The sequence below is a fragment of the Sphingomonas alpina genome (assembly GCF_014490665.1).
Taxonomy (GTDB): Bacteria; Pseudomonadota; Alphaproteobacteria; order Sphingomonadales; family Sphingomonadaceae; genus Sphingomonas; species Sphingomonas alpina.
On the sequence record NZ_CP061038.1, the window covers coordinates 2,131,815 to 2,153,498 of the forward strand.

At 63.9% G+C, this 21,684-nt stretch carries 16 protein-coding genes, 1 tRNA gene and 1 pseudogene; 4 read left to right on the top strand and 14 right to left on the bottom strand.

Features of this window, described 5'->3' with window-relative positions; all coding sequences use genetic code 11:
* Nucleotide 1: 1 nt before the first annotated feature.
* From H3Z74_RS09805 to hemB, 4 genes are read right to left on the bottom strand one after another with little or no spacing between them, the layout of a single operon-like run.
* Nucleotides 2-2,227: a spermidine synthase gene (locus H3Z74_RS09805; RefSeq protein ID WP_187763683.1), complete on the bottom strand. Its 2,226-nt coding sequence runs from the start codon at nucleotides 2,225-2,227 to the stop codon at nucleotides 2-4.
* Entirely contained in the window at nucleotides 2,227-2,757 is a 531-nt protein-coding gene (locus H3Z74_RS09810; RefSeq protein WP_187763684.1) for a GNAT family N-acetyltransferase, read from the bottom strand. Before H3Z74_RS09810 ends, H3Z74_RS09805 begins: the two co-directional genes overlap by 1 nt.
* On the bottom strand, nucleotides 2,754-3,290 hold the full coding sequence (locus H3Z74_RS09815) for a GNAT family N-acetyltransferase (protein WP_187763685.1): 537 nt from the start codon (nucleotides 3,288-3,290) through the stop codon (nucleotides 2,754-2,756). Before H3Z74_RS09815 ends, H3Z74_RS09810 begins: the two co-directional genes overlap by 4 nt.
* On the bottom strand, nucleotides 3,287-4,279 hold the full coding sequence (gene hemB, locus H3Z74_RS09820) for a porphobilinogen synthase (RefSeq protein ID WP_187763686.1): 993 nt from the start codon (nucleotides 4,277-4,279) through the stop codon (nucleotides 3,287-3,289). The genes H3Z74_RS09815 and hemB overlap by 4 nt, the downstream gene beginning before the upstream one ends.
* Nucleotides 4,280-4,383: 104 nt before the next feature.
* Between hemB and H3Z74_RS09825 the strand changes: the two genes are divergently transcribed.
* A complete protein-coding gene (locus tag H3Z74_RS09825; protein WP_187763687.1) occupies nucleotides 4,384-5,262 on the top strand; it encodes a diacylglycerol/lipid kinase family protein in 879 nt (292 codons plus the stop codon).
* A 20-nt stretch (nucleotides 5,263-5,282) separates the two neighbouring features.
* Here H3Z74_RS09825 and H3Z74_RS09830 read toward each other — a convergent pair whose 3' ends face one another.
* From H3Z74_RS09830 to H3Z74_RS09840, 3 genes and pseudogenes are all read right to left on the bottom strand, one after another.
* Nucleotides 5,283-6,740 carry an MATE family efflux transporter gene (locus H3Z74_RS09830; RefSeq protein ID WP_187763688.1) on the bottom strand — a complete coding sequence of 486 codons (1,458 nt, stop codon included), beginning with the start codon at nucleotides 6,738-6,740 and terminating at the stop codon, nucleotides 5,283-5,285.
* A 215-nt stretch (nucleotides 6,741-6,955) separates the two neighbouring features.
* A pseudogene (locus H3Z74_RS09835) lies at nucleotides 6,956-9,647 on the bottom strand (valine--tRNA ligase).
* A gap of 128 nt (nucleotides 9,648-9,775) precedes the next feature.
* The gene (locus tag H3Z74_RS09840) at nucleotides 9,776-11,824 is read right to left on the bottom strand and encodes a S9 family peptidase (RefSeq protein ID WP_187763689.1); all 2,049 of its coding nucleotides are present in this window, start codon (nucleotides 11,822-11,824) and stop codon (nucleotides 9,776-9,778) included.
* Between the two features lie 650 nt (nucleotides 11,825-12,474).
* Between H3Z74_RS09840 and H3Z74_RS09845 the strand changes: the two genes are divergently transcribed.
* Entirely contained in the window at nucleotides 12,475-12,783 is a 309-nt protein-coding gene (locus H3Z74_RS09845) for a hypothetical protein (protein WP_187763690.1), read from the top strand.
* A gap of 11 nt (nucleotides 12,784-12,794) precedes the next feature.
* Here H3Z74_RS09845 and H3Z74_RS09850 read toward each other — a convergent pair whose 3' ends face one another.
* Genes H3Z74_RS09850 through H3Z74_RS09860 form a run of 3 tightly spaced genes read right to left on the bottom strand, consistent with a single transcriptional unit; the run spans nucleotide 12,795 to nucleotide 15,493 of the window.
* Entirely contained in the window at nucleotides 12,795-13,253 is a 459-nt protein-coding gene (locus H3Z74_RS09850) for a DUF2497 domain-containing protein (protein ID WP_412034833.1), read from the bottom strand.
* Between the two features lie 41 nt (nucleotides 13,254-13,294).
* Nucleotides 13,295-14,809: a TolC family outer membrane protein gene (locus tag H3Z74_RS09855; protein WP_187764255.1), complete on the bottom strand. Its 1,515-nt coding sequence runs from the start codon at nucleotides 14,807-14,809 to the stop codon at nucleotides 13,295-13,297.
* 15 nt (nucleotides 14,810-14,824) lie between these two features.
* Nucleotides 14,825-15,493 (bottom strand): protein-L-isoaspartate O-methyltransferase family protein, encoded by a 669-nt coding sequence (locus H3Z74_RS09860; protein WP_187763691.1) that lies wholly within the window; start codon nucleotides 15,491-15,493, stop codon nucleotides 14,825-14,827.
* Between the two features lie 186 nt (nucleotides 15,494-15,679).
* Between H3Z74_RS09860 and H3Z74_RS09865 the strand changes: the two genes are divergently transcribed.
* A tRNA-Cys gene (locus tag H3Z74_RS09865) sits at nucleotides 15,680-15,753 on the top strand.
* A 47-nt stretch (nucleotides 15,754-15,800) separates the two neighbouring features.
* Here the strand turns inward: H3Z74_RS09865 and H3Z74_RS09870 are convergent.
* Nucleotides 15,801-16,553, bottom strand: coding sequence for a DeoR/GlpR family DNA-binding transcription regulator (locus H3Z74_RS09870; RefSeq protein ID WP_187763692.1), 753 nt, complete (start codon nucleotides 16,551-16,553; stop codon nucleotides 15,801-15,803).
* Between the two features lie 51 nt (nucleotides 16,554-16,604).
* Here H3Z74_RS09870 and H3Z74_RS09875 point away from each other — a divergent pair, with 51 nt between their 5' ends.
* A complete protein-coding gene (locus tag H3Z74_RS09875; RefSeq protein ID WP_187763693.1) occupies nucleotides 16,605-17,204 on the top strand; it encodes an NUDIX hydrolase in 600 nt (199 codons plus the stop codon).
* 75 nt (nucleotides 17,205-17,279) lie between these two features.
* Here H3Z74_RS09875 and H3Z74_RS09880 read toward each other — a convergent pair whose 3' ends face one another.
* The 3 genes from H3Z74_RS09880 to H3Z74_RS09890 form a co-directional block, all read right to left on the bottom strand.
* Nucleotides 17,280-19,532, bottom strand: a complete 2,253-nt coding sequence (locus H3Z74_RS09880; protein WP_187763694.1) for a TonB-dependent receptor — start codon at nucleotides 19,530-19,532, stop codon at nucleotides 17,280-17,282.
* 94 nt (nucleotides 19,533-19,626) lie between these two features.
* Entirely contained in the window at nucleotides 19,627-20,925 is a 1,299-nt protein-coding gene (locus H3Z74_RS09885) for a hypothetical protein (RefSeq protein ID WP_187763695.1), read from the bottom strand.
* A 6-nt stretch (nucleotides 20,926-20,931) separates the two neighbouring features.
* Nucleotides 20,932-21,654, bottom strand: coding sequence for a GntR family transcriptional regulator (locus H3Z74_RS09890; RefSeq protein ID WP_187763696.1), 723 nt, complete (start codon nucleotides 21,652-21,654; stop codon nucleotides 20,932-20,934).
* Nucleotides 21,655-21,684: the final 30 nt, after the last annotated feature.

A 21,684-nucleotide genomic window follows, 5' to 3' on the forward strand; every position in this document is an offset into this window, starting at 1 on the left:
TTTACCACAGGCCTTTCACCAGCGGCAGGATGGACGAATAATCGTCACTCCAAGGCGTGAAATGCGGGTAGCGCGGCACCGGTGCCCAGGCAGAATCGCGGGCCTTTAGCGTGGCGATGGTGCCCGGATCGCGCGACAAGGCGATCCAGATCGACGCGCTTTCGGCCGGGCCCGCATCACTGCCGGGATAATATTCGAGCTGCGCCGCGCTCCATCCACCCGCGACCGCCGCCGATGACACGACTGGCTCCATGTTGAGAAAGCGATTCGACACATGGACCAGCAGCACGCCGTCATGCGCCAGCACCCGGCCATAAGTGGCGAACGCTTCGGTCGTCATGACATGCATGGGCACCGAATCGGACGAGAAGGCGTCGAGCGCCAGGATATCCAGCGCACCAGTCGCCTCGGCACCCAGGCTGAGCCGCGCATCCCCGATCACGATTTTCGGATTTTGCAGGCAGCGCGACAGGAAGGTGAACTGGCCGGTATCGCGCGCGATGCGCACGACGACAGGATCGATCTCATAGAAACGCCAATCCTGGCCGGGCCGCGCATAACAGGCGAGAGTCCCGGCCCCCAGGCCGACCACGCCGACTCTTGCCTTGTCGCCATAGAGGACAGGCAATGCCAGCATAGCCTGCCCAACGCCGGATTTACGGACATAATAGGCGGTCGGGGTACGCTCACGCGCTTCGCTGCCGATCAGCTGCGTGCCATGGACGGTCGTACCATGGGCAAGTTCCTGCAACATTGGGCCGCTGCGCACCGTATAGACGCCGAAATAGCTTCGCACCCGCGCCCCGGGCTCCATCGAGATGACGATCGATCGATAACCGCCAAACACCACCAACGCGCCCGCCAGCACAATCACGAACGCCACGCGCCGTCCCACGGCGATCAGGCCGAGTGCCACGATGATGAAGAACGCCAACGGGGATGGCGCTTTACCTTCGGAATCCAGCGTCGCAGGATCGCTCATTACCGTCACGATCAGCACCAGCGTGACCAGCCCGATCGCCAGTGTCGCGATTCGTCGTCGCCGGGCGGTTCCACGCCAAAGCCGCCGGACCGGATCGACCAGGAAGGATTGCGGCACCAGCGCGCCTGCGGCCAGGATCAGAATCGGATATTCATAGGTCCAGTCGAACACCAAAGGCGCGATCAACGCAGCGAATACGCCGCCAAGCGCGCCGCCCACCGCCATGGCGAGGTAGAAACCGGTCAACCGATCGGGCGCTGGCCGCAATCTGTACATGGCAGTGTGCAACGCGACCGCCGCCATGAACAGCAGGACGAGCGCCAGACAGGCGGTCAGATAGGGCTGGTGCTGATAGCCGGTCGCCATCACCCCACCGAAAAGCAGGATCGTGACTGGAGCGATCCGCGTGAGCAGGTCGGCGATCATGCGATTGCCGGCAAAGGCGATCGTGAAGCTCAGCAGATATAGGCCAAGCGGCATGACCCAAAGCAGCGGCATCGCCACGATATCGGTAGTGATGAAGGTGGAAGTCGCGAGCATCAGCCCAGACGGTACCAGCGCCAGCGCGATCCAAAGCGTGACACGATTCCAAGCTGGTGGTGCGCTGACCGCAGCCGATTTGTCGACCACCGTCACCGGCCGGTGTGGCAAAGTCAGCGCGCAGATGAGGACAAAGATGATCAGGAGCCCATAGCCGGCGCTCCACAGGATGCTTTGACCGCGAATCGCCAGCTCGGGCTCAACAATAAGCGGATAGGCGATCAGCCCGCCAAAGCTGCCGAAATTCGATGCCGCGTAGAGAGCATAGGGATCGCTTCCCTTACTTGAAATGCTAAACCAGCGCTGCAGGAGCGGCGCCTGCGCCGACACGGCGAAGAATAACGGGCCAATCGACGCGCCTAGCAGCCACGGCACCCAGATCGCTGGTTGTGCATCGGGGGGCAGTTGCATCGACATCAATCCGATCGGCAACCACAGCGCCGCGATCAGCAATATGGCAAGATGGATCACCGCCTGCCGGCGCGGGCCAAGCCGGCCGAGCCAATGTGCATAGGCATAACCGCCAAGCAGCAAGGCCTGATAGACCAGCATCGCCGAGTTCCATACCGCCGGTGCGCCGCCGAGCCGAGGCAAGGCCATCCGTGCAATCATCGGCTGGACGAGAAACAACAAGAACGATCCCGTCAGGATCGTGACGACAAACAGGGGCCGCGCGAAACGAGCAGGCACTGCCGGAAATGGCATCAGGGTCGTGCGATCCTGTACACGATATGGCGTCGCAGCGGATCGCCTTCGGCCAGCGCGGGGTGGTCGAAATCCTCCTCGACCATCCGCGTCATGCCGAGGCGCTCCATCAGCCCCCAGCTGGCGCTATTGCCGGGAACCGTCATCGCCGCAACTTCGGTCGCCTCGAGATTGGCCCAGACCCAGTTGAGGCTCGCCTGCGCTGCTTCCCTGGCATAGCCCTGCCCCCAGAAGGAGCGCGCAAGCCGCCAGCCAATCTCCAGCTGCCCCGCGATCGGCGTGCCCGGCGGGCCAAGCTTGACCCCGCAAAAGCCCAGAAACGCGCCATCCTCGCGCCGCTCCAGCGCCCAGAAGCAATGGCCTGTCTCATCGATCAGCGCATTCTGGCGCGCGATCTGTACGGCAACCGCCTCGCGCGACAATGGCGGGCCAAGATAGCGCATCACTTCCGGGTCCTGGCCCATGGCATGGAACGGCACCAAATCATCGTCGCGCCACGCGCGCAGAATCAGGCGTTCGGTCGCAATCATGCCGTGGCCGGACGGTCGATCGTGAAGATCACGCTGTCCCGAAGCGGATCGCCTTCGGGGAAGGCCGGATGCTCGAAATTCGCGGCACGCTTGGTCATACCGAGCCGCGCCATCAGCCGCTGGCTCGACAGGTTGCGCGCCGCAGTGATCGCCACGACCCGCGGTGCCGCCAGCTTCGTCCAGGCCCAATCGAGGCTCGCCATCGCCGCTTCGCGCGCATAGCCCTTACCCCACCAAAGTGGGCCGAGCATCCAGCCGATCTCCACTTCGTTTTCAGCCGGCGTATTCTCGGCGCCGGGTTTCAGCCCGCAAAAGCCGATCACGCTACCATCCTGCCGCAGTTCGACAGTCCAGAAGCCAAGACCATGGCTGTCCCGATACCCCGCGTGGCGCACGAGCGCCGCATCGCTGTCGGCCGGCGTCTTGACCGGGCCCAGATCGACCATCACCGACGGATCTGCCCACATCGCGTGCAGCGCGGCATGGTCAGCCGGAATCGGCCAGCGCAGGATCAGGCGTTCGGTTTCGATCATGCGCGCAGCAGGCGCGCCGCATGGGCCGCATGATAGGTCAGCACGCCCGAGCAGCCCGCACGCTTGAACGCCATCAATGTCTCGAGCACCAGCGCGTCGCGCTCGCCCGCACCGGCCGCAACCGCCGCCTCGATCATCGCATACTCGCCCGACACCTGATAGGCGAAGACCGGCACCTGGAACTCCGATTTCACCCGCAGGATGATATCGAGATAGGGCAGGCCCGGCTTGACCATCACACTGTCCGCACCCTCGGCCAGGTCGAGCGCGACTTCGCGCATCGCTTCTTCGGCATTGGCCGAATCCATCTGATACGTCTTCTTGTCGCCCTTCAGCAGCCCGCGCGAACCGACCGCATCGCGGAACGGCCCATAAAAGGCGCTCGCATATTTGGCGGCGTAGGACATGATCTGCACATTGTGATGGCCGCCGCTTTCCAGCGCCTCGCGGATCAGGCCGATGCGGCCATCCATCATGTCGGACGGCGCGATGATGTCCGCGCCCGCCGCCGCCTGGTTGAGTGACTGGCCGACCAGTATCTCTGCTGTGGCGTCATTCATGACATAGCCGGCCGCATCGACCAGCCCGTCATGGCCGTGCGCAGTATAGGGATCGAGCGCCACATCGGTCAGCACACCGATGTCCGGCACCGCGTCCTTGATCGCGCGAATCGCGCGACACATCAGGTTATCGGGATTGAGCGCCTCGCGGCCATCGTCGGTCCGAAGCCCCGCAGGCGTGTTCGGGAACAATGCGATACAAGTAATGCCCAGATCGCGCGCCTCTTTCGCCCGCGCGACGATTCCGTCGACCGACCAGCGCGACACGCCCGGCAGGGACGGGATTGGCTCTTCGACCCCCTGCCCCTCGGCGATGAACAGCGGCCAGATCAGATCGGCGGGGGTGAGTATGGTTTCGGCATGAAGCCGACGGCTCCAGGCGGATGCGCGGGTGCGGCGGAGACGGAGGGCTGGATATTGAGCGGACATGGCGCGCTTTTTGATTGATCGCGCCACAGCGTGCAAGCGTTACGGGGGCGAAACCGCGCCCGGCGCGTTGGGGCTGACAATAACAGCGAAAGTCAGCCCGGCTAATGTCCCAGATTCGTTCCGCCGCGATGATCGTCAATGCCAAGTCGCGCAAAGGCCAGGCGCTGTTCGAACGCGCCTGCGCCGCCATGAGAGCGCTGCCCTTTCCGGTCGACGCGCATGCGGTTGAAAACCCCGACCAGCTGGAGGCTGTGATCGATCGCGCACTGGCGAAAAAGCCCGACCTGATGATCCTCGGCGGCGGCGACGGCACGATCAGCGGGTTGGTCGACAAGCTCGTCGGGACCGGCACAGCTCTCGCGATATTGCCGTTCGGCACCGCCAACAGCTTCGCCCGCACGCTGGGCATCCCACTCGATGTCGAGGGAGCGGTTGCGGTGCTCGCTACCGGCCAGCTCAAACGGATCGATCTCGGCATGATCGATGGCGACTATTTCGCCAATTGCGCGGCGATCGGCATTTCCCCGCAGATTGCGCGAAGCGTGCCGCATGGGCTGAAGAAATATCTCGGCCGGATCGGCTATCTCGGCTGGGCGGCGTGGGAGTTTCTCCATTTCAAGCCGTTCACACTGATCGTCGGTGAAGGCCCGGATGAGCAGCGCATTCCGGCGGTCGAAGTACGCATTTCCAACGGTCCTTATCATGGCGGCACCGCGCTGAACGACCAGGCGGAAGTCGATAATGGCGTGATCGTTGTTCAGGCGGTGACCGGCCATGTGAAGCGCCGGCTGATCCAGAACTGGGCGACAAGTGTCCTGCGGCTCGACGCACGGCACGAAACCACGGTGGAGATCAGCGGCACGTCGCTAAAGCTTCGCACCGAGCCGCCCTTGCCGATCTCGATCGATGGCGAAGTTCTGGCGAAAACACCGGTGACGGCCCGGGTTGCCGCCGGAATCATCCAGGTCATGGTGCCGGCCTGATCGTTCGCACACCGGCCCTCCTACCCGGTCGGATGCTGCCGACCTGCAGGCTCACTCGTCGCATGTGCCGCTTCGCCGGTCTCTTCCGGATCCGGTGGGACCGCGAGGACGCCACGCTTCCACCCGCCATAGCGATAATAAAGGAACGCCAATGCCAGCGTGACGCTGGAACCGATCGGGAAGCTCCACCACAGGGCATCCGCACCGAGCCAGGGCTTGGCGAAGACAGCGAAGCCGATCCGCACTGGATAGAGCGCCACGATCAGCGACAGCAGAGGTGCCCACACCGCGCCATTGGCGCGCACCGTCGAGAACAGCACCATGGTCATGCCGAACAGCACGAAGTTCCAGCTCGCGATCAGCTGGATATGCCGCCCGATCGGCAGAGCCGGGCTGTGATCGCCGAGGAACAGCCCCATCACCGGCCGGTCGAACAGGATCACCGCTACGACCATCGCGCCGGTCAGAACGAAATTGGTCAGCAGCCCGGCATTGGTGATGCTTGCCACCCGATCCCAACGGCCAGCGCCGATATTCTGCGCCGCCATCGCGCTGACCGCCGCGCCGATCGCCAGCGCGGGCATCTGGATGAAGCCCCAAAGCTGCTGCGTCACGCCATAAGCAGCGGCGGTGTCCACGCCGAGCCGATTGACCAGCCCGACCATGGTCAGGCCGGCGGTCGACATGACCAGCATCTGCGCTCCCATCGGCAGTCCCTTGCCGACGATCGTGCGTACCAGCGCCGCCTCTGGGAGCAGAAAGCGCAGTTCCGGGCCGCGCAACCGGATCGGCAAGTCGCGCCGATATATATAGAAGAGCAAGGCGATGACCGAGATCAGGTTCGCCGCCAGCGTCGCCAGCGCAGAGCCTGCGATACCGAGTGCCGGGAACGGACCGACACCGATGATCAGCAGTGGGTTGAATATCGTATCGAGCAGCGCCGTCAGGCCCATGAACCAGAGCGGCGTCATCGAATCGCCCGAGCCGCGCAGGCCCATGGTCAGCAGGACGAGCAGCATCGAGGCGGGCAAGCCAAGGAAGATGACGCGCAGATAGTCGAGCGCCAGTTGCATCGCGTCGCCGGGTGTGGCGAGCAGGTGCAGGATATCCGGCGCAAAGATCCAGCCGAGCACCGCGATCACCATCGCGCCACCGACGACCAGGCCGACCGCCGACCCGAATGCGCGGCGCGCGCCTTCGATATCGCGTCGGCCAACGCTCTGGCCGATCAGGATCGTCGCTGCCATGCCGAACCCGAACACCGCACCGAACGTCAGGAACATGATGATGTTGGCATTGGAAGTCGCCGCCAGGGCGCCTTCCCCCAGGAAGCGCCCGACCCAGATCGAATTGATCGCGCCGTTCAGCGTCTGCAGGATATTCGACGCAAGCGTCGGCAGCGCGAACAACAGCAGAGTGCGGCGGATCGGTCCCGTCGTCAGGTCGCGCTGACCGGGACGGGTCGGTTGTGTTGCCATTGCCCTGCCTTACTCCGCCCTGGCTGAGTCTGTGACCGAACAAGCATGGATAAGTCCGTTCCCCGGCGAAGGCCGAGGCCCAGTCGAGAGGCAATCGTTGCGGTATGCGGCGCCCGGCAAAAGCGGCCTTCGCGACTGGGCCCCAGCCTTCGCCGGGGAACAGCCCATGGAAAGCGAGGGAGAGCCAATCAGCCCCTTATAGCCGGTATGGACGATCACCCCAACCGCCCGAGCGCCGCGGTCAGCCGCTCGGCTTCGACCGCCTTGTCGGCATGGTCCGCCTTGGCCTTTTCTACCGCCTCCGGCTTGGCGCGTTCGACGAAGCTGGCATTGCCGAGCCGGCCCGCCAACGCATCGCGCTCCTTCTCCGCCGCCGCGATCGCCTTGGTCAGGCGGGCGCGTTCGGCGTCGAGGTCGATCACGCCTTCGAGCGGCAGGATATAGGTCGCTTCATCGACCACGATCTGGATCGCGCCGCCCTCGGCCGGCTCGCCGGCAACATAATCGATCCGGGCGAGACGACCGAGCACGGCAGCCTGCCGTGCGAGGCGATCGAAGGTCGCGGCGGAGCCGTCACGGACATAGACCTTCATGCGTGCGCCGGGCACGATGTTGAGCTCGTTGCGCGCGGTGCGGACTTCGCTGACCAGACGGATCAGCCAGTCGATTTCCTTGCTCGCCTCCGGATCGATCGAGCGCGCATCGGCCATCGGCCATTTCGCGACGATCAGGTCGGTGTCGCGCGCGCCCATCTTCGACCACAGCTCTTCGGTGATGAAGGGCATGAAGGGGTGGAGCAGCACGAGCAGCTGGTCGAGCACCCAGCCGGCCACGGCGCGCGTCTCGTCCGCTTCGGGACCGGACGCGGGCGCGTCCATCTGGCCGAGCACCGGCTTGATCAGTTCGATGTACCAGTCGCAGAAGCGGCTCCAGCCAAACTGATAGATCGCATTGGCCGCGCCATCGAAGCGATAGTCCGCCAGCGCGAGATCGACCGCCTGCACGGTCTGGATCGTCTCGGCGATGATCCAGCGATTGACCGCCAGATCGGCCCTGGGCGCTTCGAGCGTGGCGCTCGCGGCAATGCCGTTCGACTGGCAGAAACGCGCGGCGTTCCACAGCTTGGTCGCGAAGTTGCGATAGCCCTCGACCCGCTTCTCATCCATCTTGATGTCGCGGCCCTGGCTTTCCATCGCCGCCATGAAGAAGCGCAGCGCGTCGGCGCCATACTGGTCGATCAGCCCGAGCGGGTCGACCGTATTGCCCTTCGATTTCGACATCTTCGAGCCGTCGGCGGCGCGGACCAGGCCGTGAAGATAGAGCGTGCGGAACGGCACCTCCTTCATGAAGTGCATGCCCTGCATCATCATCCGCGCATCCCAGAAGAACAGGATGTCGAAGCCGGAGATCAGCACGTCATTGGGATAACGGCCGTGCAGGGTCGGATTGCCATCCTCAGGCCAGCCCATCGTCGCGAAGGGCCAGAGCGCAGAGGAAAACCATGTGTCGAGCACGTCGCTGTCCTGGGTGAGCGCAACGCCCTCTCCCCGCCAGCGCCTGCGCGCCGGATTCATCCTCGGCGACGAAGATGCGGCCATCCTCGGCGAACCATGCCGGGATACGGTGCCCCCACCAGAGCTGACGCGAGACGCACCAGGGCTGGATATTCTCCATCCAGTTGAAGAAGGTCTTTTCCCAGGTCTTGGGCACGATCTTGATCGCGCCGGACCTGACCGCCTCGATCGCCGGTTTCGCAAGCGTTGCCGCATCGACATACCATTGGTCGGTCAGCCAGGGCTCGATCACCACGCCGGACCGGTCGCCATAAGGCGTCTGGATCGTGCGTGGTTCGGACTCGTGTTCCGCGCCTTCCTTGTCGATGTGCGGAACGAGGAATCCGCCCGCCTTCAGCCGCGCGACGACTTCCTTGCGCGCTTCGGCGGTGGTCAGGCCGATCAGTTCGGCGGGGATCAGCCCGTCGCTGGTCTGCTGCACCTGTGCCTTGGCATCGAGCATGTTGAGCATGTCGGCCGCCTTGAACCCGGCGCGCTTGCCCACTTCGAAATCGTTGAAATCGTGACCCGGCGTGATCTTCACCGCGCCCGAGCCGAGTTCCGGATCGGCGTGCTCGTCAGCGACGATCGGGATCAGCCGGCCAGTAATCGGCAACTTCACATGCTTGCCGATCAGCGCGGTGTAGCGTTCGTCGGTCGGGTTCACCGCGACCGCCATATCGGCGAGCATCGTTTCCGGGCGCGTCGTCGCGACCGAGATGAAGCCCGAACCGTCCTCGAGCGGATAGCGCAAATGCCAGAACTGGCCGTTGATTTCGCGCGTCTCGACCTCGAGATCGCTGATTGCGGTGCCGAGACCGGGATCCCAGTTCACCAACCGCTTGTCGCGGTAGAGCAGGCCCTGGTTGTGGAGGTCGACGAACACCTTGAGCACGGCCTTGGAAAAGCCCGGGTCCATGGTGAAACGCTCGTTCTTCCAGTCCATCGAGCAGCCGAGGCGGCGCAGCTGCTGGGTGATGATGCCGCCGCTTTCCGCTTTCCATTCCCAGACCTTCTCGACGAACTGTTCGCGCGTGAAGTCGGTGCGCTTCTGCTGATGCAGCGCCATGTTGCGCTCCACCACCATCTGCGTCGCGATGCCGGCATGGTCGGTGCCGACCACCCACAGCGCATCCTTGCCCTTCAGCCGCGCGTGACGCGCGAGGATATCCTGCAGCGTGTTGTCGAGCGCATGGCCGATATGCAGATTGCCCGTCACATTGGGCGGCGGGTTGACGATCGTCCAGGGCTCCGCGCCGGGGCGATCGGGGCGGAACAGGCCTTTATCTTCCCAATGGGCGTACCAGCGGGATTCGATTTCGGCGGGGTCGAAGGTTTTGGGAAGTTCGGTCATAGCATTGCGGCTTTACCGTTTGCTTCACGAATGAAAACCTCCGTTCGCCCTGAGCCTGTCGAAGGGCCGCACTTTCTTCGCTCGAAGACGGGCGGTGCTTCGACAAGCTCAGCACGAACGGAAGAAGGCTATTTGGCCTTCCCGGTATATTTCCCTAGCCAGCCAAGCACCTCGCCATACCATTGACGGCTGTTCTTCGGCTTGAGCACCCAATGATTCTCGTTCGGATTGACGACCAGACGCGACGGGATGCCGCGCCGCTGCAGCGCCGTGAATGCCGCCAGCCCCTGCGTATAGGGAATGCGGAAATCCTTCTCGCCGGTGATCACCAGCATCGGGGTCTTCCAGCTGGTGACATGGTTGACCGGGTTCCATTTCTCGAACGCGGCAGGATCCTCATAATAGGCCTTGCCGCCATGTTCCCATTCGTCGAACCACAATTCCTCGGTCTCGTACGCCATGGCGCGGGCGTCGAACACGCCGTCATGCTGGACGAGGCACTTGAACCGGTCGGGCCATTGCCCCGCGATCCAGTTCATCATGTAGCCGCCATAGGACGCGCCGAGTGCGCAGGCATTGTCGCCATCGAGCCAGCCGAATTTGGTCGTCGCCGCATCGAGGCCCTTTTGCAGATCCTCCAGTGGCCAGCCGCCCCAATTGTTGGTGATCGCATCGGTGAAGCCCTGGCCGTAACCGGTAGAGCCGTGGAAATCGACCGCGACCAGGCCATAGCCGGCACCGGCGAATACGGCCGGGTTCCAGCGGTACGACCAGCTATTGTTGCTCGACCCCTGCGGCCCGCCATGGACCATGAACGCAACCGGCACCTTGGCATCCGCCGCGAGGCCGGCGGGCTTCACCGCATAGCCCCAGACCGTGTCTTTGTTCGCGCCAGTGAAGCTGAACCGCGTCACCGCCGGCATGTCGATCCCGGCAAGCTTTCCGGCATTGACCGCAGTCAGGCGCGTGGTCTTCCTGCCCGAGAGCAGCCAGAAATCGTCCGGCGCGGTCAGGCTGTTCAGCGCGAAGACGATGCCCTTGGCGGTCGGCACGACACCGGACACATGCCCCAGCTGCGTCAGGCGCGTGACCTTTCCGGTCGCCGCGTCGACCGCAAAGGCCGGCGTTTCCTGCGTATCGTCCGCCGTGACATAGAGGGTTTTGCCGTTCCCCGCCCAGGCGATCGACGCGACCGAACGGTCCCAGGCCTCGGTCAGTGCACGCACCTGCCCGGTGGCGAGATCGCGCAGCATCAGCACCTGGCGATCGGCTTCATAGCCGGGACGCTTCATCGCGAAATAGGCGAGGCTGCGGCCATCGGGCGAGATGGTCGGCAGATTGTCCGTGCCGTCATTGGCATCGGTCAGATTGACCGGCGCCGTCGAACCATCGGCCGGGACAGCGAAGATATCGAGATTGGTCGATAGCGGCTCGATCCGGCCCGCCTCACGCAATGCGAAATAGACCGTCTTGCCGTCGGGGCTCCACGCCACTTCCTCGCCGCCGCCAAAGGGCTTGGACGGTGCATCGCCGATCAGCTTGCCGCCGATCGCCACGCCGTCGCCGCTCGCACCGTCGGCGGTCAGCGGCAGCACGAACAATTGGGAGCGGCTGCCGTCGCTCCAACTATCCCAATGCCGCACGAACATCTGATCATAGGACCGCGCCGCGCCGGCATTCGGATCCTTCTTGACCATCGCCGGCGCGAGGCTCGGCGCGCCGGGCTTGCGATCCGCCCAGACCAGGATCTTGTCCCCGGTCGGCGCGACCTTGAAACCGCCGAAACCGCCCTGGAAACCGGTCAGCTTGCGCGGCTCGCCGCCAGTGATCGCGATCGACCAGATAGCGTCATCTCCGCCTTTGTCCGACTGGAAATAGACCGTCGCGCCATCGGCGGAGATTTGCGGGCTGGTTTCGTTGACATCCGCTTCCGCAGCGAGTTTTTCGGGCTTCGCATTCTTCTTCGTCAAGTCGAGCCGCCACAGGTCGAAGCGCCCCTTGTCGGCCGCCAGATCGGTCTCGCGCTGCTGCCAGACCAGCCAATGGCCATTGGCGGAGACATCGGGAGCCGACACGCGCGAGAGCATGGTGACGTCGTCGATGGTGAGTTGGCGGGCAGCGGCCGGAGTGGAGGCTGTAGCGATCGCGATCAGGCTCGCGGACAGGATCATCTTCATGAGCGCAACGATAGAGCAGATGACGCCGCCTGAGCAACGCCCCGACCATGGCCCATGCAAGATACCCGACAACAACGGATCCAGAGCGGATCGACATTCAGATTTGGAGAGTTTGCTTTTCGAAATATTCCGTCATCCCCGGAACAAGTCAGCATATCTCCTTCAGAAAGGAAGCTTGTGCTCCCGCGAAGGCGGGGACCCAGTCTGGGCTCCCGCCTTCGCGGGAGCACTAAGGAAGGGGCGATCACTCTCGATTATTCCGTCCCCTGATCGAAGGGGACAAGCGCTGAACAAGCCCAGGGCAAATGGGAGAGAGGGGGCAACTCAGCGCGAAACTGCTCCAACCGCCATTCAAACCGGCTACCGATCGCGAGCCCGCTCCCTGTTCATGAGCGATAACAGGGAGAATAACAGGGAGCGGCATATTTTTTTGGCGCGACTCGGGTCATTTGTTGGATAAAATCGCATTTTATATCAACAGCTTGATTGCAATTCTCCCTGTTAATCCGGAACAGGGAGTTCGTCACCACGGAACAGGGAGATGCCGCGGCCCGAACAGGGAGTGCGGGAGGACATAACAGGGAGCGCCGATTCGACCGATCGGGCAATGTTGCTTTGATATGGTGAGGGTTCATGGGCAGCATATTGATATGACCGGGCTGGCAATTGAATCGGCCGGCGGAGACCTGGTCGGCAAACAATCGCCAGGGGCTCCAAGCGACCCGTCGCTTACGCGCGAGGCCTTCGGGGTGACGCGCAATATGCGGTTGCCGGAGACCATCGACCTGCACGCCGTGCGTCGCGACTATGCCCAATCCGCCGCACGGTCCGCGCCAAAAGGCGGCATCGGCTCGACGTTGAAGGTCCATTCGCTGCGCCTGCCCTTCGACAGGCCCAGGGCGAACGGAAGGCGGCGGATCAACCCAGCTCGAAATCGTCTTAGCGGGGTTGCCCCGTGATGCGGGCGATCTCACGCGCGACCATCGTCTCGACCATCGCCGGCAGATGCAGAATCGAGCCAGTCGCGCAGCATCGGACGAATCATCTCGCGCACCATGCCCTCGAGCGTATCCGATCCAGCCACTTCGGGTTTCACCACCATGCGCGACAAGGCCTCGAGCGGGCCGCGGCTTGCCTGGGTGGTTTGAGGCGAGAGAATCGATTCGGCTGGCGTCGTCTGGGGCTGTGGCTGGGGGTCCGCCGCGGGCGCCTTGATCACGACCGGCTGCGTGGCGCGTACCGGGTCGCTCAGTTCAAGGATCTCGCTATGGCCGAAATCATCGATATCGGCCGGTGAGTCCGGCGCAGCAGGACGAGCGGGCTTGCGCGCGTTCCGCGCAGACACGGCCGCGTCGCCCTCTTCGGCGATGATGCGTTTGATCGACGAGAGGATGTCCTCCATCGACGGTTCGGCGCTGACATCCCCCATCGGCAACCCTTAAAACCCGAGCAACCGCATCGAGAGCGGTCCTACTTCGGCTCACCTGCGGGATTTGCAGTACCCCTGTCAACCGGCGCGTCAAGGATCGGGTCAAGCGGACGGGTGACTTCCGAGCCCTGCGCCCTGGTCTGCCGGGTGCTGGTGGCGACCGGCTGCGGCGCCGGGTCCGAGGCCCAGTCGTTCCATTTGCCACGGACCCGCTTGTAGTTGGTCACCGGATCATAGAGCGGCCCGCCGTCGAGTCCCAGGTCGCGCGCCTCGGCCCGGCCCATCGCCACCTGCAATGCGAAGCGTGCGACATAGGCATCGCGCCGCGCCGTCACCAACGTGACCTGCGAGTTGAGCAATTCCTGTTCGGCGTTGAGGATATCGAGGATCGTGCGGTTGCCGACGCTGTTCTCGGCGCGGACGCCCTCAAGCGACAATTTGTTGGCATTCACCGCGACTTCGGACGATGCAATCACCTCTTCCGACGATTTCCATACCGCATAGGCCGAGCGCGTGTTGGCGATGACGGTCCGTTCGGTTTCGGTGACCTGTTCGATCGCCTGGCCGCGCCGCTCCTGTGCCTGGCGAACCTGAGCGGCAGGAAGCCCGCCCTGGTATAGCGGCAGCGTGAACGACAGGCCGGCACTCGCCGAGGTGCCGTTCTGCGACCCAAGGCCGCCCGGCACATTCAGCCCATCGCCGAGCGTGCCGAGATAGTTGAAATAATTGCCAGTCGCGACGCCGCTGATGCGCGGGAGACGGCCGGCCCGTGCAGCCTTGATGTCGAAATCGGACGCGTCGCGGTTCTTCTGTGCCGCAAGCAGGTTGGGATTGTTGTCGAGCGCAATCTCGACCGCCTGTTCCGAGCCGGCCGGCGTGCCGGGAACGGCAGGGGGCGTTTCCAGCGAACCGGGCACATCCCCGACCAGCCGGACATAATTCTCGCGGCTGGAGATCAAGCGCGATTCCGCGGTCTGCAACTGGCTTCGCGCGACGGCGAGACGTGCCTCCGACTGGGCAACGTCGGTGCGCGTCAGATCACCGACCTGGAAGCGATCACGGCTCGCCTGCAAATTGACGTCGAGAACCTTCACATTCTGCTGATTCAATCCGACGATCGCTTCGTCGCGAATGACGTCCATGTACGCGCCGACCACTGCGTTGAAGAGATCGGCTTCAGTCCCGCGTAAACCAAGCTGTGCGGCCTCGACGCGTGTTTCCGCGCCGCGCACCGAATTCTTTACCGCACCACCATTGTAGAGCGGCACCGAGAACCGGGCAGTCGCATTGAGCGTGCGCTCAGGGGAATTGAGGCTCGTCGCGCCGGGGCCATTGAGGACATTCTGAGTGAACCCGCCGTCCGTGCTCAACGAGGGCCGCCCCTGCGCCTTGGCGATCGGCACATTCTCGTCCTGCGACCGGACACGGGCGCGCTCGCCCGACAGCGTCGGGTTGGTGTTGTACGCCTTGACCAGCGCATCGCGCAGCGTTTCCGCCGACGCGGGTGCGGCAGCCAGCGCCAGCGCGGTTCCGACGAGAAAATAGGTCCGACGCATAATCAGCGGCATCTTTCAGAAGGTGAAGGTCTTGGCCCGGGCGAAGCCAGGCAGCGGGACACAATCGATGTCGGCGAAATCGAGCAACGCGAAACCGCCTTCGCTCTTGCGGCCCGATGTCAGCCGGGTGACGCCACGGTCGGCGATTCCGGCGACGACGCGTCCGCCATCGCGCAATTGCGCGACGAGCGAATCGGGCAGCTGCTCGACCGCGCCGTCGACCATCAAGACATCATAGGGCGCGCCAGCGGCGTGCCCGGTCTCGAGCGGTCCTTCGACCAGCGTCACCCCGGCCGTGCCGACCAGCGCCTCGCGCGCCAGTGCAGCGAGCGCGGCATCGCTTTCCACGGCAACCACCGACGTCACCAGTTCGGCGAGCACAGCGGCGGTATAGCCGCCAGCCGCACCGATCAGCAGAACCTTGTCGGCGGGGAGCAGATAAGCCTCGGTCAGCAGCCGTCCGGTCGCGATCGGCACATTCTGGAAGCGTCCCTGCCCAAGCGGCAGCGCGGTGTCGCGATACGCAAGCGCCTGCGCCTCGGCGGGCAGGAAAGCCTCACGCGGGACACGCGCCATGGCCGCGACCACACGCGGGTCGCTGACCGCGTTGGTGCGCAACTGGCTTGCCACCATCGCATGGCGCATGGCGGTAAAGCGGTCGGAGTCGATTGCCGTCAATTTCATGGTGCCACCTTGTTGCACAACTGTTTTAGTCACGCAATACACTTGTTTCTCTGGCCGGCTTGTATCGTGCGACTGCCTCCGCGCCAAGCGAGCGTTGCAACCGGCCTGGCTGATTTTCTCGGCAATGTTCACGGTGGCGGTTGACAGGTACCCCGCCCCCTGTGCATTTCGCGCGGCTCGCATCGGGGCCCGATGGCGGAGTGGTGACGTAGAGGACTGCAAATCCTCGCACCCGGGTTCGATTCCCGGTCGGGCCTCCAATGTGCAGATGTGACGGCAAACGCACGACCGTCCGTTTGCGGGCCTCCTAGACCCGCCTCACGTCAACCCCGAGCGCCGTGAATTGCGTGCTGGAATCCTGATCGGTGCCGGCTGGGGTGATCAGAATATCGGTCCGCTCGATCGGTGCGATGACAAAGTGCGATGCGGCGCCGATCTTCTCCGACGACGCCATGACCACGAGTTCCGCGGCAGTATCGGCGATCGCCCGCTTCATTGCCGCCTCTTCCGGGTCACCCGTGGTCAGCCCTGCGGTCGGATGAACACCTGTGACGCCCATGAAGAATATATCGGGCCGGATCTCGCTCACGGCCCGCAGCGCGGCGACGCCCACACTCACCATCGAATGCTTGAACAGCTTGCCGCCGATCAACAGCACATCGACGGCGTGGTCCGCCAACGCGCCGGCGACGAGTGGGCTGTGCGTGACAATCGTCGCCATCAGCCGGTGATCGAGATGATTGACGAGTTGCATCGCGGTCGTGCCGCCATCGACAAAGACAGTCTGTCCCGGCCGGATCATCGACGCCGCATATCGCCCGATTGCAGCCTTGTCGGCCGCACCGATCGACAACCGGGTGGCCAATGTTCCCACCGCGGGAGATGCCGGCAGTGCGCCACCATGAACTCGTTGCAGGAGACCTTCGGCAGCAAGTTCGCGCAAATCGCGCCGGATCGTATCTTCCGACAACCCGAGGCCGGCCGCCACGCTTTTCGCCACGATCCGTCCGTCCTGTTTGAGCAGGGAAAGAAGGTGGCGCTTGCGTTGCTCGGTCAACATTCTCTGACACATCCTTCTTGACTCTGCACGATATTGCACGAAAATACGCACATGTCACTGAGCGATCGAATCCGCATTCACAACGTCACCACCCTGTCGGACGACTGGTACGTTCTGAAAAAGACCAGCTTTGACTGGCGGCGCGCCGATGGCAGCTGGCAGACGATGAATCGAGAGACCTATGATCGGGGCAATGGCGCCACCTTGCTGCCCTATGACCCCATTCGCCGGACGGTGTTGCTGACGCGGCAGTTCCGCTTTCCCGCCTATGTCAACGGATGCGACGATCTGCTGATCGAGGCGGCGGCCGGCCTGCTTGACGAAGCGTCACCCGAGGACCGTATCCGCGCCGAAGTGGAAGAGGAGCTGGGTTTGACGCTTGGCGCCACCCGGGCGATCTTCAGCTGTTATATGAGCCCCGGCTCCGTCACCGAACGGCTGTATTTCTTCGTTGCTGAATATGACCCGATCATGCGCACCGGACGGGGCGGCGGAAATGCATCGGAAGGCGAGGATATCGAGGTCATCGAACTCGGCATCGACGCTGCGCTTGAAATGATTGGCGCCGGAGCGATCCAGGACGGCAAGACCATCATGCTGCTGCAATATGCCGCGCTCAACCTGCTGGCGCCGACAAAAGCCGCGGCATGATGGTGCTGATTGCCGGTCGATGGCGCAGCGGGACGCAGGCCCATCCGCAAGCGTCCCGCTCCGGCAATACCTGCCCTACCAGCGATAGGATGCGTCCACACCGATCACGCGCGGCGTGCTGTAGCGGTTGACGGTCGTATCGCGCGCAACACGGTACACCTGATTGCCGACATTATTGGCGAAGACGCTGAAGGTCGCCCTGTCGATCTCGATGCCGAGACGCAGATTGACCAGGCTGTAATCGTCGAGCTTGACCGAATTAACCCGCAATTCCTGCAGGCCGCCGAACTGAACCGAATAGAGCGCGTTGGCGACCAAGGTCGATTGGCCGATAAAGCCGTGGCGGAAGTTCAGGTTCACTGCGCCGATGAAATCCGGCACCTGCGGCAAACGCAGAGTGTCGTAGCGCCCGCTGGTCACCTTGCCGCCCTGCCATGACGCGCTGAGCGACGCGCGGAAGCGGCCATGGGCGACGGGCTGAGTCATGGTCAGCTCTCCCTCGACGCCATAGGATTTGGCGTCGCCGGCGTTGGTCAGATAGGTCGTCGCCGCAACCGGGCAGGTCGGGTTGGTCAGGATGCAGCCATTGTCGAGCTGCGCGATCAGGCTCCTGAGATTGTTGTAATAGCCGGCGAACGCAAAGAACAATGACCGGTCCGGCGCCCCCTTCACGCCGATTTCATAGGTGGTCGAGTTTTCGTTGCCGAACGCAGCCGGGATGGCATTGGGCTGGCGCGGGTCGCCGAGATTGGTATTGAAGCCGCCGGCGCGGTAGCTCGACCCGACCTTGGCATAGGCCAGAACGCCGCCGCCTGCCTTGTACGCAGCCGTCACGTTATAGGCGATGTTATCAGGCTTGATCCGGACGTCGATGACGCGGGCCGCACCGCCCGCCGGAGTGCCGGTGCCGCGATCGAACAACCGTCCGCTGAGCGAGCGATCATCCTTGGTATAGCGGATTTCACCGGTCAGATTGAGGCTGTCGGTCACATCGTAACCGAGCGAACCATAGCCCGCATAGCTCTTGTAGCTGAGCGACACCGGCGCACGCGTGCCGGTCGAGATGTTGAGCGCGGTCGGGGTGCGAAACGTGGTGACCTGATAGTCGCTGTTGAGGATCAGCAGGTCGCCGCCGATCAGCCAGGTCAGCTTGCCGTCCAACCCCGTGCCGCTGAGGTGCAGGTCCTGATTGAAGCTTCTGGTCCGGTCGATGACATAGGATGCGCCGAACACATCGGTACGCTGCGCCGTTGCCAGCGGAATCTGCCCCGCCGCGACCGCCGCGGCAACCGTCGCCGCGTCGATGCCGTCATTGTCGAGATCATATTGCGACTTGCGATTGCGATAATAGCTGGTCGCGCTGAGCGTCACACCGCCCAGATCAAGCGTACCGAACGCCTGATAGGTGTTGTGATCCTGCGTCGCGCGCGGCCGGGTATTCCAGGAATAGGAGAATTTCGGCTGGGTGAAGCCGTTCGGGTAGCCGGGCGTGCCGCGCGCGATCGATACCTGATAATGGATCGACGGCGTATCGAGATCCTGGCGCTCGGCCAGCAGGGTCAGGTCGAGTGGCCCGGTCTTGAAGCGGATTTGCGCGCGCGCGCCATAGCCTTTCTGGCGATCGAAATAGGTGTCGTGGTCGGGATTGTAGAAGAAACCGCCATTCTGCGAGATGCCGTCGCCGCTGAAGCGCACCGCGACCGAATCACTGAGGGCGACATTCACTGCCCCCTGGACCTGCTTGCCCTCGGTCTCGAAATCGTAGCGCGCCTTGATGAAGCCCGACGTATCGAATTGCGGCTGCGCCGATACGATGTTGATCGCGCCGCCCACGGCGTTGCGGCCATAAAGCGCACCCTGAGTGCCGCGCAGCACCTCGATCCGTCCGACATCGAGAAAATCGAGCCGGGTGAAGTTCCGCCCGCCGACCCCGCCGCCGCCGATATAGGCGCCGTTGACGTACAGACCGATGCTCGGGTCGCCATTGGTCGCCCGCGCGGTCGATGAAGCGCGGAGCGAGATTTCCGAGGTGATCGACGAGTTGAGATTGTTGAACCGGACGCTCGGCTGATCGGCGAGCAATTCGCGGGAATCGGTCGCGCCGCCCCGGCTGGCCAGCGACTCCGCATCGATCACCGAGACGGCAGTCGGAATATCGGCGAGCCGCTCTTCGCGACGGCGTGCGGTGACCACCACATCGCCCTGATTGTCGTCAGCGCCAAGGGCGGTGGAATCTTCGATTTCCGAGGTAGCCTGTGCCTGCACGGCGGCGGGAAGAATTGCGGAAATCAATCCGGCCGAAGCCAGCAGCACTGCCTTGCGAGTCATCGTCCACCCCTTGCCGATATCGAGTCATACTCGAATTATCGATAATTTAGACGATTCCACGCCCCGCTTGTCAATGAAGTTGGCGTTTGCCGCGCTAAAGCGCGGAAATCCCGGAGATCATAACCCTGCAGGAGTCGAACACTTGCGCCGCGTGCACCGTGCTGACGCAGCGCGCATCATCGGTCGCGGCATGATGGAAGCGGTGCGCGCCGAAAATGCCGGCGACGCCGGCATATCCCGCGGCAAGAATATTGGTCAGTTCGCCCGCCGATCCCTGCCCCGACGGATACGCCATTTCGAGCCCGGACTGCCCGGCAAAGGCACGCCGCGCCACATCGACCAATGCCGGGCTGGTGACCAGGAAACGCTGCGGGTCGGCGCTCGGCAGTGGCATGAGCATCCCTGCACCGAGTTCGTGCCAGTCGCGCGATGCGACGTTCGCGCCGAGATGAAGCCAGAATGTCGTCCGGCCGGGCGGCGGGGCGGCAGCGCGCAGCGCATGTTCCGATCCCAGATTCTCGTATTCGTGGCCGCTGTTGCACAGAAACGCCAGATTATGGCTCTTCAGTTCACGCCCGGCCCAGCGCGCCAGCGCAAGCCACACGGCGATACCCGGACCGCGTTCGCCCGCGCAATCGAACCAGCCCGATCGCGGTGTCGACACCACGATCCAATCTTCCGCCCCGCGATCGATCCGTCCAATCAGGTTGAACGCGGCGCGTGCCCCACCCTCCCCGTCGATCCGCAATGTCGCCCTTCTGCCGGCGATCGCGTCGGCCAGGAACGGCCTGGCCTGCTTCGGGGCAATGACGCCTACGGGTCCGGGAAACATTGGCGCAGTGCCCGTGGCGTTGAGTGCGAGCGCTTCACCGGTCGGGCCATTGGTGACGATCACGACACCGGCCACGCCCGCGGCGAATGCGGCCGTCACCGGTTCGCGGATCGGTTTGGCAACCGCGCTCGACCAGCGCTGGAACGGCAGATCGAGCAAGGCGACCGCTCCCCTGAGCGGGCCACTCGCGCCGGCGCCGGGGTCGATCCGCACCAGCGGCCCGGAGACGCCGCCAGCCCCGGTCGGCACGACGATGGCCTGCGGAATGAGCGGTGCCGAGTCGCGGCCCATGGTCAGCGATGCATGGCGTGCCTCGAACCAGGGCACGGTGAAGGTCTGGCGCTCGACCCGGAAGCCGGCCGCCGCCAGTTCTGCCTGCAGCCATTCACCGCAGGCGGTATCGCCGGCGCCACCCGACGCCTTGTTGCCGAAGCCGATATACCGGTCGAGATCGGCAGACAGGCGATCGGTGACTGCCGGATCCGCCAGCGCCGCAGCCGGCGCCGCGACAAGAGTCGCCCCCGATGCCGTCAACACATCGCGCCGCGTCGGTGCCGCCATTCGCCATTACTCCTTGCGGGCGCGCCGCTTGGGCGGATCCACCTTTTTCGTCGCAAGATATTCTTCGAGTGGTGCGGTGAAGCCATCCTGCAGATAGCCGAGCAGAGCGCGCGCGGCATCGTCGGCCGCATCCGGCTCTCGCGCCACGATGTGACGGCACAATATGGCGAATAGTTCGGCCGAGTGGTGGCCGCCCTTCTCGCTGAAATGATTGGCAGAGATCACATGGTGCTGCCAGCGCGCGAACAGGGCGATCCGGTCGAGCATGTTGGTTGCCAGCGCCGCGCCGCAGCGCCGCGCGATGAACGCCCCGACCCGGTTCGATACCGCCAGATGCTCGAACGTATTGTCGGTTTGCCGCACGATCGCCCGGTACGCCTCCACCCGGCGCAACAGTTCGGCACCATCCTCATCCGACATCGTCGTCGCGGCGAGGCGGCAGACCACGCCGAACATCGCTTTCCACAACTCCAGCACTTCGGTCGCCGCATGCCGGTCGATCTCGATCACATGCGCGCCGCGCCACGGCACAACCTGGATGAAGCCGATATTGGCGACATGGCGGAACGCTTCGCGCACCGGGGCATGGGAGACGCCGAAACGCTCGGCGATCTCGCGCTCGCGGATCCATGATCCCGGCTTGATCCGCCACTCGACAATGTCTTCGATCAGGGCGTCGGCAATCAGGCGGTCCTGCGGCGGCGGTTCGGAAGCGATGCTATCGGTCATGGCCCTAGATATACCCGGCTGATCACTTAT